Source organism: Puniceicoccus vermicola (assembly GCF_014230055.1).
GTDB lineage: Bacteria > Verrucomicrobiota > Verrucomicrobiia > Opitutales > Puniceicoccaceae > Puniceicoccus > Puniceicoccus vermicola.
The window spans coordinates 82,219-96,667 of sequence record NZ_JACHVA010000102.1; the positions used below are offsets into that span (position 1 = coordinate 82,219).

Consider the following 14,449-nt stretch of genomic DNA (forward strand, 5'->3'; position numbering starts at 1 on the left):
CTACCCCACTCGCAGACTACGGACAAAAATCCAACTTCTACTAATGCTAAAAATACACATAATTAGACTCACTACTTTAACAATCTGCGCAATCACGAGCGTCTTCGGTGCTTCTGCCGGGGAAAAGGAAGCCGCTCCCCAGCAGGGCATTCTTCTCGCAACTTTCGGCACGAGCGATCCAGACGCCCTCGCTGCGTTTGAGAATATTGCCACGATGACTCGCGAACGTTTTCCGGGGGTTCCAATCTACTGGGCCTACACCAGCGATTTCATCCGCAAGAAAATGGCCCGGCAGGGAGTGGAACTAGATTCGCCGCTGGCGGCTCTCTCACGCATGAGGGATGCGGGCATCGACGAAGTGGCCATCCAATCGCTGCACGTGATCGCCGGAATAGAATACGAGGAGATCCTGGATGCGGTCGCCGCTTTTCAATCCACCCATCTCCAATTCGGCCGAGTCGAGATCGGCGGGCCTCTCCTGTTCAGCGCAGCCGACATTGAAAAAACCTCCGAAGCGATCCTCGCGAATGCGGCAGAGTTTCGCAAACCCGGAGACATGCTCATCCTCATGGGGCACGGTTCCGGTGATCATCCTGCCGATATCACCTACGTGGCCACCAATGCTATCATCCGTGCCCAAGATCCCACGGCTTGCCTGGGAACCGTCGAAGGGCATCCCACCTTTGATCAGGTTCTTTCTAAAATCGAAGAACAGAATCCGGAAAGCGTCACTCTCTTCCCCTTTATGTCCGTCGCGGGGGATCACGCCCACAACGACATGGCGGGCGACGAACCTGATTCCTGGAAATCCCAGCTGGAAAGCCGGGGAATCGAGTGTACCGCCGTGCTGCAAGGCATGGGCGAATCACCCGAGATCGTCGAAATCTGGCTCAGCCACCTCGACGAAGCCATGAACCAACTAGGAGCCAACGAACATGTCGCAGCCCACTGACATTAAGAGCCCTGCCACGGGAGAGCTAGCCGGTGTCGGTATCGGCCCTGGGGCTGTCCGGTATTTGACTCTTGAAGCCGTCGAGGCCCTGCGCAACGCGGACATCCTCATCGACATCGCCAGCGCTCAATCATCGGAAAGCGTTTCGATGCGCGTCATCGATGAACTCGGAGAGTGCCCCGGCGAGCGAGTCCATTTCATCACACCGATGTCGAGAGATCTCGCCAAGCGTGAAGTCAATTGGCAAAAGCACGCACGCACGACGGCCAACTGGCTCCGCGAGGGAAAGAAGATCGCCTACGTCACCCTTGGCGATCCCTTGATCTACAGCACCTTCGGCTACCTGCGAAGGGCGGTTCTCGCCCTCGAACCCACCGCTCGCATTCGCGCTATCCCGGGAATCACCTCCTTTCAAGCCGCCGCCTCACGCACTGGAGAAACCCTTTTGGAGAACGAAGAGATCCTCACTCTGATGCCGGCCACCGCCTCTCCGGAGAAACGAAAACAAGTCCTCCCAGGGACGGATACCGCTGTCGTTTTGAAGGCTTCGCGCAATAAGCCGAGCCTCTTTGCTGAGATCGATGAGTCACTCCAAACTCAGTCTTTCCTCTACGCAACCCGGCTTGAACAACCGGACGAAGCCGTGACCCAGGACCCGTCCGAAGCCGAGTCTCTCCCGGACACCTACCTCTCTCTCTTCATCGCCAAACGCCGCAACCATGACCTTTGACCTCCTGTGGACGAAAGTCCTCCCCCAAGTCTGGGACCTAACCCTGACCCTGAGTCTGGGCGTCTTCATCGGCGTCCTTCTGGAAGTATCCGGATGCCTTAAGAAACTGGCCAAGTACGCAGGCCCCCTCCTCTCCCTCGGCCGATTTTCCCCCGAGTCCGGCGCTGCCTTTGTCGCGTCCTTTGGATCGACGAAAGCCGCCCACGCCATGCTGGCCTCCGCCTACCGGGGAGGAAAGATCCAACGCCGAGAGCTAGTTCTCAGCGCCGTAGCCAACTCGCTGCCCAGCACCCTCTTGCATTTGAAGTTTTTTGCACCCCTCATGATCAGTGTTCTGGGCGCAGTCGGGGCCGCCTATGTTGGTTTCGTCATCGGGGCTGCAGTTCTCGTATTCCTGGTCGCGGTCATCCTCTCCCGCCTTCTGGTCTCGCCAACGATCAACACCGTGGATGCCGAAGACTTGAAGGCGGTCTCCGTTCGGCCAACCCCGAAGATCGCCGCTCGGATGATGTGGGACCGTTGGTGGAAGATGACCCTCCGCGTCCTTCTCGTCGCGATCCCCGTTTACGCAGCCGTGGACTGGATTCAGGCCGAAGGCGGATTCAAATGGATCGCCAGCATTCTCCCCTCCTGGGTTGATGCGATCTTCCCGGTTCAAAGCATGAGCATTATTGTGGCTCAACTTTCCGGAACCACTGCCGCCGTCTCGACGACGAAAAGCCTTCTCGAAAGCGGAGCCCTCAGCGGCACCCAAGTGTTCTTCACCCTTCTCGCCGGCTACTGTCTCGCACTTCCGGTAAAAGTTCTACGCCGAAGCCTCCCCTCGGCCGTCAGCATCTTTCCCGACACAACCGGATTCTGGATCATCGGGGTCAGCCAAGGAGTTCGCCTCCTCCTCGCCGTGAGTATGGTCGGAACCTACATGGTCATCGCCTCATGAATACGAGAGAAGAGAGTATCACCTGGAACTGGTCCGGGGCCCAGGTCGAGGCAGAGAGTTTTCGCCGCATCGAAGCGGAGATCGGCGACCACGGGCTCTCTCCCGAGCACTGGCGGGTCGGCCGCCGGATGATCCATACCTGCACCGACTTCCGTCTCGTCGAAAACCTGTCCTTTCACGGAAGCCCTGTCCCCGCAGCTCTCACCGCCCTCCGCGACGGTGCCTCCATTTATTGCGACTCCAACATGATTCGCTCGGGCATCTCCGTCCCCAAGCTGAAGAAATTCAATTCGGACTACGAACGGGAGAGCATCCATTGCTACGTTTCGGACCCGGAGGTAGCCTCCCTTGCCGCCCGAAACAACACCACCCGTGCTTTGGCCGCCATTGAGAAAGGTCGTCCAATCATCGACGGAGGGATCGTGCTCATCGGGAATGCGCCCCTCGCCCTCGCTGGGATTTGCAGAATGATCGAGGCGGGCGAACTCATGCCTCGTCTCGTCATTGGAATGCCCGTTGGATTCGTCAACGTCATCGAATCCAAACGATGGCTGGCCCGTACGGATGTCCCTCACATCGTTCTCCACGGGCGACTCGGGGGCAGCCCTCTCGCAGTCAGCGCCCTGCACGGGATCATGGAGAGCGGCCTGTGAACAAAAACCTCCCAACGCCGGTCTTGCCGACCACCGCACCCGGGCCTGGGCTTCGGACAGGGTTCAGCACTGGCGCGTATTTGAGTGCGACCGCGGTGGCCGCCTGGCTGCGCCTCGAAGGGAGAGCTGTCAAAGATTCGATCTCCATCCTCTTTCCCGATGGAGAGTTACGAAGTGTGAACATCGACGGAGAAGAACCTCTCTCTGCAAATGGACATGCAGCCTGGGCCGCGAAAGATGCCGGCGAGGATGTGGATAAAACCCATGGCCTGATCATCCGCTCCCAGCTTCAACGCAGCACGTTGCCCCTCCGGCCCGAAGATACCCGGGAAACGGATTTCGTAGAAGTTACCGGAAGCCTGACCGTCGTCCTTCGAGGCGGAAAAGGAGTCGGACTCGTTACCCGCAAAGGGCTTGACGTTCCTCCCGGAAAGCCAGCCATCAATCCAACACCGCGAAAGATGCTGCTGGAGAACCTTTCCGAGCTCCCCCATGGCAACTGGCGGACGGTCTGGATCGAGGTAAGCATTGAAGGCGGCGAGAAAGTGGCTCGAAGGACCTTAAACCCAACTCTCGGAGTTGTCGGAGGGCTATCGATACTGGGCACCTCCGGCCAAGTGATCCCATGCTCCCATGCCGCCTATGTGGCCACCATCGAGATCCTCATCCGCGGGGCGGCCCTCAATCATTTTTCTGAAATCGCCCTGGTCACCGGAGGACGCAGTCACCGCTGGCTCAAAACCCAGTATCCCGATTTCGAGGACACGGCCATCGTTCGCTTTGGTGATTTCATCGAACAATCGCTCGCGATCTGCCAACGCCACGGAATCCCATGCATCCGGATCGTTTGCATGGCCGGCAAACTCGCCAAATACGCTCTCGGCATCACGAACACTCATGCCGATAAAGCCGCACAATCCCCGACCCGGGTGGCCGATTTACTCATCAGCGAGGGAATGGAGTCAGAGAGTCTCCAGCACGCATCGGATTGCCGTAGCGTCCGCGAGCTCCTCGATGGGCTTGAGACCGAAAACCGCCGTCAAGCCATTCAAATCTTAAAGTCACTCGCCGCGAAACAACTCCAGGCCTGGGCACACCCCTCGCGTATCCACCTGCACGTACTCGACACCACCGGAAAGAGAGAACTTCCATGAAACTCCAAACCGTACTCAACGCACTCGATTCCCATCGGCTCCACCGCGCACCGGAATGGGACGACAGCCTACGCACCATCCTGATCCGCCACGAAGCGGATCTCGTCCTGCTGGACAGCCCTCCCAATCCGCAAATCTGGAAAGAGGGAATCGACGGCTTCATCGCTGTGGACGGCACCCTCTGCTTTCGCCATGGGGATCCGCTCGGAATTGCCCTCCGCCAACTCTTCGTTCATTGCGTAACCTTCGTCGGAGCAGCACCCAGTCTCAAACAATGCACTCTCGAAGCCATTGAAGCCATTGAGGAGGCCGATGTCTGCCTCCACGATACCCTTTTCGACCCGAGCATCCTTCGAAAGCTGAAACCTGGGGCAACCCTCTTCAACGTCGGCAAACGCTGTGGCAAACACGCGGTGCGTCAGTCCGACATCAACCGCCTCATCCTCAACCATGCGCGGATGGGTCTTCGAGTCGCCCGCCTCAAAGCGGGGGATCCGGGAATCTACGGGCGCCTCTGCGAGGAAACCGACGCGCTGACCGACCACGGACTTCCCTTTCACGTCCAACCGGCAGTGAGTAGTCTCTCCGTCGCGACTACGGGAAGCGGTCTCCTCCTCACCCGCCGAGGATGCCACCGCGGATTCACGGTCATGACCCCGCGATGTGCGGGCGGAGTAATCGGAGAACTCAACCCGTCTTCGATGGATTTGCCCATCATCCTCTTCATGGCCTCTCACATTGTTCGCGAGTCGATCGAGAATCTCCGCAAGAATGGCCTCAAGGCCCATACCCCCGCCGCTATCATCTACGACGCCGGAACCCCCAGCGAAGAGATCATCGAAGGAACCGTCGAGACCCTCCCCGACATCGTCGACCAACTACCCCGCCGGACAGGACTGGTCTATCTTGGCGAGGGAGTCACCCACGGTCTTTGGCCCAAATTCGGCCCCCTTGCCGGAGAGAAATTTCAACTTCCGGACGACGCCCCCGACGAGGTTCTCCATCGTCTCCACGACCTCGGCGGCTCCCGTTCTCCCAACCCGGAGGCTCCGATGATTCTCGATCTGGAAACTCTCGAAGCTCTCGCGCTGCGACGGTTCGTGAGGAACCTTGCGCCCTGTGCCGCATGAGACCATGGCACACCCCATCCACATCATCAGTTGCGGCACCTGCCGTGAAGATCTGACTCAAGCTTCGGCCGAAGCCGTCCGGCACTGTGACATTCTCTATGGGGGTAAGCGATTGCTGGACTGGTTCGACGAACCCGGTTTTCGCAAGATCCCCCTGACTGCATCCCTCGACGCCGAGATACAAGATCTGCGAGACCTCAGTGAGGACCACCCAATCGCCGTTTTGGCTTCGGGAGACTCCCTCTTCTTCGGAATCGCAAGTCGACTGCGCGCAAGCGTTCCTCTCGATCAGCTTGTCATCCACCCCGGAATCAGTGCGATGCAAGCCGCATCCTCCCGGCTGGCCCTCGATTGGCATCAGGCACGATTTTTCAGCATTCACGGTCGGAACATTCCTCTTCCCTGGAGGCCTATCCTACAAAGTCCCCTCGCCGTGATCTACGGCGACAACCAACGCTCCCCGTCCTGGATCGCCCAAGAGCTCCTCAGGCGCTACCCCGAATCTGCCAACCGGCAGGCACATATCGCAGAGAATGTGGGATCTCCCGCAGAACGGATCCTCAGCCTCCCCCTCGGGAAGATCCCCGAGCAGGAAACCAGGGGCCTATCGATGCTAATCCTCGAAGGAAAGAACTCTCGTCAATTCGCCCCCTTGAGCTTGGGTCTCCCCGATGAAACCTACGAACACGAAAACAACCTGATCACCCACCCGGAGATTCGGGCTATTGCTTTAGCCAAACTGCAGCTACGACCGGGAGTCCTCTGGGATCTCGGCGCCGGAAGTGGTTCGGTCGGATTGGAGGCCGCGGGCCTGGTCGGTCAACTCTCGGTTCACAGCGTTGAGAAAGATCCCCAACGCACGGCGATGATCGAGACCAACCGCACCACCCAGGGCTTGAGCGACTTTACGGTATGGAATGAGAAGATCAGCGTCGCCCTTCCCCAGCTCCCCGACCCTTCCTCGGTCTTTATCGGAGGCGGAGGACGGGAGATTCGTCATCTCGTTGAAACCGCATTTGAGCGTCTGCAACCCGGAGGGCGAATCGTCGCCACCGCAATCCTCGCCGACAGCGTTGCCCAACTCTCTTCCACCCTACCGGACTCTCGCCTCGAATGGCTCGAGGTCTCCGTCCGCCGAGCCAAGCCCCTGGCGCACAGCTCGATCATGCAACTCGACAATCCCATTAACCTCTTCGTCTTCGAAAAACCAATAGCCTCGTGAAACCTGGAACCATTACTTTCGCCGGAGCCGGCCCTGGCGCTCCCGACCTGCTCACCGTTCGCGTCCACACGGCTATCGCCGAAGCGGACCTCATCGTCTACGCCGGTTCTCTCGTCAGCCCCGAGGTCATGGCCCACGCCCGGCCGGACTGCGCAAAGCATGACAGCGCTCCGCTGAATCTTGAGCAAATTACTGATCTCATGATCAACGCCGCGAAGGAGGGCAAAAAAGTCCTTCGGCTCCATACCGGTGATCCCTCAATCTACGGGGCGACGGCCGAGCAAATGCGGATTCTCGATCAAGCCGGCATCACTTACGAAACCATCCCCGGCGTCAGCGCCGCCTTCGCCGCCGCCGCCGCACTGAATGTGGAACTGACCCAACCGGGCATCAGCCAGAGTATGACTATCACCCGCCGGGCCGGACGCACTCCCGTCCCCGACGGGGAGGAGCTCTCTTCTTTTGCCGCGCACGGATCCTCCTTAGCTCTGTATCTGAGCATCAGCGACATGGCCGGAGTAGTCCAAGACCTGCTCGCGCCCGGAGCCTTTACTCCCGAGACCCCCGCCGCTGTCGTCTACCGGGCCAGCTGGCCGGATGAAACCATCGTCCGTGGAACCCTCGCCGATATTGCCGAAAAAGTGCAAACTGCGGGCATCCGACGCCAAGCCATAATCCTCGTCGGTGCAGCTCTTCTCGGCCAGGGGGAGGATTCCCTTCTCTACGCCAAGAATTTTGCCCACGGCTATCGCAACCGCAGCAGCGAGCCCGTCTCGCTCTCCCCTTCCCTCGTGACCCCGTTTCTTCGCTTCGGAGGGCGGATCGCTCTCTACGGGCTCACCGAAACCGGATGCGAGACCGCACGCTCATTGTCCCGCCTGCTGAATGCCACCGCCTTTACCAGCAAAAAGCACTACCAGGAGATGGAGAACGAGATTTGCTTTGACCCACGCCGATTGGCCCCACTGATTGCCCGGAATTGGCGACGCTTTGATGCTCACGTCTGTGTTATGGCTTCGGGCATCGTCGTACGGAAAATCGCCCCTCTCCTCGAATCCAAGGAGACCGATCCCGCCGTCGTGGTCCTCGACGAGCAGAAGACCTATGCGCAGAGCCTCGTCAGTGGGCATATCGGAGGAGCCAACCGCCTCTGCCAGGACATCTCCCAGCTCACCGGAGCCCAGGCCGTCTTATCTACTGCATCCGACGTCCACGGACACACGGCATTTGACGAGCTCTCCGCTACCCGCGGATGGCGTATTGAGAACATGGATTCGCTCAAGGATCTTAACTCGGCCCTCGTCGAAGGAAAATCCATCGGACTTCTTGGTTTCAGTGAGTCAGAAAGAGCTGTCTACGAAGATCAATCGAACCTCCACCCGATCACAGAGGAATCCCAGCTCGCCGAAGTCGACGCGCTGGTCACCCTGGATGCCGAACCGCTCCCGGATTTTGCCGGCCCTTGCCTTCGCCTCACCCGCCTACCCTTGGTCGTTGGAGTAGGCTGCCGAAAAGGAGTCCCCTCCGAAATGATCGCATCGGCAATTCGTGAAACTTGTGCCCGATACGGTCTGGACGAGCCGCGAATCGAGCAGTTGGCTTCCGTCGAACTCAAGAAGGAGGAACCAGGGATCCTCGCAGTCGCCGAGGCCAACGGGTGGAAAACTCATTTCCTCCCCTCTTCCGAACTCGAGAAGCAGGCTTCCCCAAACCCTTCAAACTTCGTAGCGAAAACCGTATCGACCCCATCCGTTGCCGAAGCCGCGTGCCTTGCAGTCGGCCAAGGTCGATTACTCGCACCCAAGCAAAAGCTGGGACCCGTTACCATCTCGATCGGCACAATGGGGCCACTGACCCTCCGCCAGGGCGCAGCATCCAACTCGGCGGACGCCCGAGGAAAGATCGTGGCCATCGGAATCGGCCCAGGAACGCGGGCGGGTATGACCCATGAAGCGGAAGATGCCATTCGCTACGCCGACTGCGTTGTCGGATACAGTTCTTACTGCCGCCAAGTCGAGTGGCTCACCGGCAAAGAAAATGTCTTCTCGACCGGCATGCGCTCGGAAATCGAACGTTGTGATGAAGCCGTTCGCCGTGCCGCTGACGGAAAGACGGTGGCCCTCATCTGTTCCGGAGATGCTGGAGTATATGGCATGGCCGGATTGGCTCTGGAACGAGTCGAGGTTCTCGGCGAACTTCAAAGAGTCGACGTGGAAGTCATCGCCGGAGTGACGTCCTCCTGTTCCGCAGCAGCAGCTGTCGGAGCACCGTTGATGAATGACTTCGCCACGGTGAGTCTCTCCGATCTGCTAACACCCCGCGAAATCATCGAAAAGCGTATCGATGCCGTCGTCACTTCCGGTATGGCCTGCGCTCTCTACAATCCCCGCAGTCGAAAACGGCAAGCGCTCCTCGACGAGGTCTTGGCAAAGTTCTCCGCCGCCCGCGGAGAGCAGACACCCACCGCGATTGTTCGCGATGCGGGTCGTCCGAAGGAGTGGTCCTGGGTGGGCCCCCTTTGCGATATGCCAATCGAAGAAATCAACATGACCACCATGGTCCTGATCGGAAATGAGCAATCCCTCATCAGCAATGGTCGCTTCTACACGCGCCGCGGATACGAGAAAAAAGAAAGTTACTGATTCATGACCCCGGCCTTCCATCGTTTTTGCATCGCCGGCACCCAATCCGGTGCGGGAAAGACTACCGTCTCTCTCGGGCTCATGGCCGCCCTGCGAAAACGAGGATTTCGGGTTCAACCGTTCAAATGTGGCCCCGATTATATCGACACGGGTCATCATCGCCACGCCGCTGGGGTGCGTTCCCGCAATCTAGATAGCTGGATGATGCCCGCAAAAGCGGTGAGAGATTCATTCGCCAGAGGGAGCACCCAGGCAGACGTCGCAATCTGTGAGGGGGTCATGGGTCTTTTCGACGGGGCCAGCCCGACCGAACTCAGTGGCAGCTCAGCAGAAATCGCCAAGCTGATCGATTCCCCGGTCGTCCTAGTCGTCAACGCCCGGGCCATGTCCCGATCAATCGCGGCTCTGGTGGCGGGCTTCACCCATTTCGAGCCGGGAGTGAATATCTGCGGAGTCATCGCTAACCAAGTCGGCAGCGAACACCATGCCTCGCTTCTTCGTGAAGCCCTCGCTTCTTCAAGTCTCCCTCCTCTGCTCGGATGGCTCCCTCGTGATCCACAGTTTTCACTGCCCGAAAGACACCTCGGATTGATTGCCGACACCGAGGCGAATTCCCTCCAAGAGCGAATCGAGGTTCTCGCGAAGGCAATGGAGCGTTACATCGATCTCGATCTCCTTCTCTCCACGACAAGCGGAAGCAGGCCCAGCCTCCTGAATCCCCATCCGCCCCGTCCTACCCGCGACCTCCGGCTCGGTCTCGCCCGTGATCCGGCCTTTCACTTCTACTACGAAGACAATCTCGATGCCCTCCGGTCGAAGGGAGTCGAACTGATCGAGTTTTCTCCCCTGCAAGATGGATCCCTCCCCCGTGATTTGAATGGTCTCTACTTCGGCGGGGGCTTTCCCGAACAGTTTGCCCAGGAGCTCTCGAGCAACCAGCCGATGCTGGAAAGTATCCGAAATTTTGCCCAGCAGGATCGACCCATCTTCGCCGAATGTGGAGGGTTTATGTACCTGTGCCGGGAAATCCGGATGCCGGATGGAACAACCTGGCCTCTCTCGGGAATCATCCCAGGGGACTGCTTGATGCGAGAGAAACGCCAGCGTCTCGGATACAGTCAAGCGACGACACGGACTGGGAGCCTCTTCGGCCCCATGGGCACCCGATTGAGGGGTCATCGTTTCCACTGGTCGGAAGTCATCCTTGATTCGGGCATCGACCCTCTTTTCCACCTCGAAAGCGCGCGGGGAATCCCGGAGCCGGAAGTGGGAATTCAATACGATTCGATCTCCGCCTCCTATTTTCATCCCCATTTCGCCTCCAACCCGGAGGCGCTTGATGCTTGGGTCGAAGCCTTATCCCGAACCGAAGCCCCCGTATGAGCGCGGAATCAAAACGTCACTACCTGCATCTCTACACGGGCAACGGTAAGGGCAAAACAACCGCTGCCTCCGGTTTAGTTCTGCGCGGGGTCGCACAAGGGTGGAAGGTATTTTTCGGCCAATTCATCAAGAACAGCCCGAGCGGAGAGATCTCCTTATTGAGAGAGCGCTTTCCGGAGGTGACGGTCGAACAATTCGGTAGAGGCTTCTTTCTCCGCCGTGCGCCCGAGCCCGCAGACCTCGAGGCAGCGGTGAACGGCTTGCAAAGACTGCAAAAGGTAGCCGAAGCCGAAGAGCACCGAATGATCGTCGCTGACGAGCTCCTGATCGCTTTGAAATACGAGTTGATCAGCCCATCTGCGGTGCTCCACCTGGCGGATACCTGCAGCACCCGGGCCGAGCTAATATTTACCGGACGCTATGCCCCGGATTGGCTCATCGAGAGAGCAGACCTGGTCTCCGAGATCCAACCCTTAAAGCACTACTATCAAGCCGGAGTTCCGGCGCGAAAGGGAATTGAGCGATGAATGCGCCTCCACCATTTCGCGTGGGGACGACCTCCTTCATCATCCCGGCCGACTACGGACCCAATATTCAGTTCCTTGCGGGGAAGACCGAGGACATCGCCCTCCTCTTCTTCGAGTCTCTCAAACCGAACACTGAACTGAGCTGGCTTGAAGAAGCCCGCACCCTTCAAGACCGCCATGACTTAACGTTCACGGTGCACCTGCCAGCCGACATACGCCTGGCATCGACCCGGGAATCTCTTCGAGCCCAAGCGATAGCCTCCTGTGAGACCATCATGCGAATGCTGGCTCCACTCCAACCCAAGGCCTATGTCTGCCATGCCGATGGGGATTCAGAACAGCCTCTCAATCGATCTGAACTCACCGCCCTCTCCCGATCTCTCATCCGCCTGGGAGAATGCTGCGGAGATGCTTCCCGGATCTGTGTCGAGAACGTCCGCGAATCCCACGACACTCTCCGACCGGCGCTTCAAGATAGCGGAGCCTCGATCTGCTACGACCTCGGCCACGCTATACTTCGTGATCAACCTGTGCTCCAAGAGCTGCGACAATGGCTGCCGCACTGCCGGGTCCTCCATCTTCATGGGGTCAAAGAGGGGAGGGATCATCACCCTTTGTCTGAACTCCCCCCCCATCTACTCCAAGAAGTTCTGGAAATCTTCGGCTCCCCGGAAGGACCCCCGAACAGGACCCTTACCCTGGAACTATTCCACCGGGATCGCTGGGAATCCTCCGTGAGAACTTTGAATGCGATGCTTGCGGAGATGAACCGACTCCGACCGAAAGAAGTCACCCGATGAATCCTGTTATCTACATTTCCGGAGGCTGCCGCAGCGGAAAGAGCCGCTATGCTGAAACACGCGCGAACGAGTTCGCTGCGCCACGGGCCTATATCGCCACCGCCGAGATCTTCGACGAGGAAATGCGGGAGAGGGTCCGCCTCCACCGCGAGCAGCGCGGCAATGCATTCCACACGGTCGAGGCCCCGGTCCGCCTCGCCGAAGCTCTGCGTTCACTACCCGCCGCAACCAACGTTGCTCTCGTTGACTGCCTAACGGTCTGGCTCGGAAACCTAATGCACCATCGGGGTGAAGACTTCTCGGAAGACTGCCAAGAGATCCATGCACTTCTCAAGCTGCTTCAGGACCCACCCTGCTCGATCATCCTCGTTAGCAACGAACTCGGAATGGGCATTGTCCCTGAGAATGCACTGGCTCGCCGTTTTCGCGATGTCGCCGGACGCCTCAATCAACGAGTTGCCGCAGTCGCGAGCGAAGCCTATGTCACTGTGAGCGGGATACCTCTTCAATTGAAATAGCCAAACCATGATCCAAGAAACCATCGCCAAAATTCAGCCGGTTGATTCCACTCTGGCACCCGCGGTTCAGAATCATCTCGACGACCTGATAAAACCACGGGGCAGCCTGGGGATGCTCGAGCGATTGGCCAAACGATTCGTCCTCGCCACGGGGAACCCGCATCCGTCTGCCAAGAAAAAGCGGATCTGCGTCTTCGCCGCCGATCACGGAGTGGTCGACGAAGGGCTCACTTTTACCGGATCCGAATTTACGCCGCTGATCGTTGGCAACATGATTGAGGGAAAATCCGGAGTCAGCATTTTCAGCCAGCACGTGGGATCCGAACTGGAGGTGGTCGACGTGGGGATCAACGCCGACGTCAGCGGTATGAAGAAGCTCCTGCAGCGCAAGATCGCTCTTGGAACCCGTAATCTCGCCCGGGAGCCCGCGATGACCTCGGATGAGTGCGCACGTGCCATCGCAGTGGGCATCGAAAGGGCCAATGCCGCTGCCGATGACGGCATCCAACTCTTGGGAACCGGAGAGATGGGTATCGGCAACACCACTCCGTCCTCTGCGATTCTGGCCGCCCTCCTCCCCAGTTCCGTCCGGGAAGTGACCGGCCCTGGGGCCGGGCTCAAGAATGACGAAGCGCTGGAGCACAAGATCGAGGTCATCGAGCGTGCGCTTCTCCTCCATCAAAAAGCGCTTCAGGATCCTTTCCAAACTTTGGCCGCCGTGGGCGGACTGGAGATCGCCGCACTCACCGGACTCTGCCTCGGAGCCGCAGCCCGGCGGCTGCCGGTTGTCATCGATGGCTTCATCGCTTCCGCTGCCGCTCTCGTTGCTTTTCGTCTCAGCAGCAGCGTTGCCGACTACCTTTTCTACTCGCACCGTTCAGCAGAACCGGGTCACGACACCTTTGCCCGTGAATTGGGAGTCGAGCCCATCCTTCAACTGGGCATGCGCCTCGGCGAGGGAACTGGAGCCGCACTCGCAATGAACATCATCGAAGCCTCGCTGAAAATGTATACGGAGATGCCGACCTTCAGTTCCTTCAAAGTCGAAAACACCAATCACGCCCGATGCTTTCCGGCCTCGTCACAGCCCTGCGTCTACTAAGCATCCTGCCGATTCCCGGACGGGAGGCACGGAACTTCTGTGACGGACTTTATTGGTATCCGCTCGCTGGTTTCATTCTCGGCGCACTGGTAACCGGTGTTTCCTGGTCCATCCTCTTGGTAGTCCCCCAATGGCCGGAACTCTCCGCGTTTGTCGCCCTCGCCTGCACCGTCATCGTGACCCGCGGCCTCCATCTCGACGGGGTGGCCGACTGCGCGGATGGATTCTGGGGCGAGCACACCCCAGAAAGGCGCTTGGAGATCATGAAAGACTCGAGGACTGGCGCGTTCGGGGTCATCGCATTGATTCTCATCCTCCTTGCCAAATCAGTCTTCTACACACGGATCTTTACCGAAGAGAATTACTGGCTAATCCCCCTCGCATTCGCAGTCTCCCGCTTCACGCTCACCGTCTTGGCACTTTGCTTTCGCTACCCGCGCAAGGTCGGAACTGCTGCGACCATCGTCCAAGGCGCCCACCTTCGGCATCTACTGGGAGCGACCGCTCTCACCCTCCTCCTCGGGATTTACGCACCTCTCGCAGTTCTGCCGATATTCTTTGTCGGCCTCTTGATTGCGGTAAGCCTGGGATTCCTCGCCCGCTCGCGCATCCAAGGAGTTACCGGTGACGTTTTCGGAGCTGCCTGCGAACTCTCGGAACTCGGAGGTCTTCTCGTCATCGCATTACTCTGACACC

General features: G+C 58.8%; 14 protein-coding genes. All 14 read left to right on the top strand.

Annotation, left to right across the window (positions count from 1 at the left end; all coding sequences use genetic code 11):
* The first annotated feature begins 43 nt into the window (after positions 1–43).
* From H5P30_RS13895 to cobS, 14 genes are read left to right on the top strand one after another with little or no spacing between them, the layout of a single operon-like run.
* Positions 44–952 carry a sirohydrochlorin cobaltochelatase gene (locus tag H5P30_RS13895; protein ID WP_185693537.1) on the top strand — a complete coding sequence of 303 codons (909 nt, stop codon included), beginning with the start codon at positions 44–46 and terminating at the stop codon, positions 950–952.
* On the top strand, positions 936–1,682 hold the full coding sequence (cobI, locus tag H5P30_RS13900) for a precorrin-2 C(20)-methyltransferase (RefSeq protein ID WP_185693538.1): 747 nt from the start codon (positions 936–938) through the stop codon (positions 1,680–1,682). The genes H5P30_RS13895 and cobI overlap by 17 nt, the downstream gene beginning before the upstream one ends.
* Positions 1,672–2,622 (top strand): hypothetical protein, encoded by a 951-nt coding sequence (locus H5P30_RS13905; protein WP_185693539.1) that lies wholly within the window; start codon positions 1,672–1,674, stop codon positions 2,620–2,622. The genes cobI and H5P30_RS13905 overlap by 11 nt, the downstream gene beginning before the upstream one ends.
* Positions 2,619–3,275 carry a precorrin-8X methylmutase gene (locus H5P30_RS13910; RefSeq protein ID WP_185693540.1) on the top strand — a complete coding sequence of 219 codons (657 nt, stop codon included), beginning with the start codon at positions 2,619–2,621 and terminating at the stop codon, positions 3,273–3,275. Before H5P30_RS13905 ends, H5P30_RS13910 begins: the two co-directional genes overlap by 4 nt.
* Positions 3,272–4,429: a cobalt-precorrin-5B (C(1))-methyltransferase CbiD gene (gene cbiD / locus H5P30_RS13915; RefSeq protein ID WP_185693541.1), complete on the top strand. Its 1,158-nt coding sequence runs from the start codon at positions 3,272–3,274 to the stop codon at positions 4,427–4,429. Before H5P30_RS13910 ends, cbiD begins: the two co-directional genes overlap by 4 nt.
* Positions 4,426–5,559: an SAM-dependent methyltransferase gene (locus H5P30_RS13920; RefSeq protein WP_185693542.1), complete on the top strand. Its 1,134-nt coding sequence runs from the start codon at positions 4,426–4,428 to the stop codon at positions 5,557–5,559. Before cbiD ends, H5P30_RS13920 begins: the two co-directional genes overlap by 4 nt.
* A gap of 4 nt (positions 5,560–5,563) precedes the next feature.
* A complete protein-coding gene (gene cbiE / locus H5P30_RS13925; RefSeq protein ID WP_185693543.1) occupies positions 5,564–6,781 on the top strand; it encodes a precorrin-6y C5,15-methyltransferase (decarboxylating) subunit CbiE in 1,218 nt (405 codons plus the stop codon).
* The gene (gene cobM / locus H5P30_RS13930; RefSeq protein ID WP_185693544.1) at positions 6,778–9,423 is read left to right on the top strand and encodes a precorrin-4 C(11)-methyltransferase; all 2,646 of its coding nucleotides are present in this window, start codon (positions 6,778–6,780) and stop codon (positions 9,421–9,423) included. Before cbiE ends, cobM begins: the two co-directional genes overlap by 4 nt.
* Positions 9,424–9,426: 3 nt before the next feature.
* A complete protein-coding gene (locus H5P30_RS13935; protein WP_185693545.1) occupies positions 9,427–10,806 on the top strand; it encodes a cobyrinic acid a,c-diamide synthase CobB in 1,380 nt (459 codons plus the stop codon).
* On the top strand, positions 10,803–11,333 hold the full coding sequence (locus H5P30_RS13940) for a cob(I)yrinic acid a,c-diamide adenosyltransferase (protein WP_185693546.1): 531 nt from the start codon (positions 10,803–10,805) through the stop codon (positions 11,331–11,333). The genes H5P30_RS13935 and H5P30_RS13940 overlap by 4 nt, the downstream gene beginning before the upstream one ends.
* Positions 11,330–12,133: a cobamide remodeling phosphodiesterase CbiR gene (gene cbiR / locus H5P30_RS13945; RefSeq protein ID WP_185693547.1), complete on the top strand. Its 804-nt coding sequence runs from the start codon at positions 11,330–11,332 to the stop codon at positions 12,131–12,133. Before H5P30_RS13940 ends, cbiR begins: the two co-directional genes overlap by 4 nt.
* Positions 12,130–12,651, top strand: a complete 522-nt coding sequence (cobU, locus tag H5P30_RS13950; RefSeq protein ID WP_185693548.1) for a bifunctional adenosylcobinamide kinase/adenosylcobinamide-phosphate guanylyltransferase — start codon at positions 12,130–12,132, stop codon at positions 12,649–12,651. Before cbiR ends, cobU begins: the two co-directional genes overlap by 4 nt.
* 7 nt (positions 12,652–12,658) lie before the next feature.
* Positions 12,659–13,753: a nicotinate-nucleotide--dimethylbenzimidazole phosphoribosyltransferase gene (cobT, locus tag H5P30_RS13955; RefSeq protein WP_185693549.1), complete on the top strand. Its 1,095-nt coding sequence runs from the start codon at positions 12,659–12,661 to the stop codon at positions 13,751–13,753.
* Positions 13,717–14,445 (top strand): adenosylcobinamide-GDP ribazoletransferase, encoded by a 729-nt coding sequence (gene cobS / locus H5P30_RS13960; RefSeq protein ID WP_185693550.1) that lies wholly within the window; start codon positions 13,717–13,719, stop codon positions 14,443–14,445. Before cobT ends, cobS begins: the two co-directional genes overlap by 37 nt.
* The last annotated feature ends 4 nt before the right edge of the window (positions 14,446–14,449 follow it).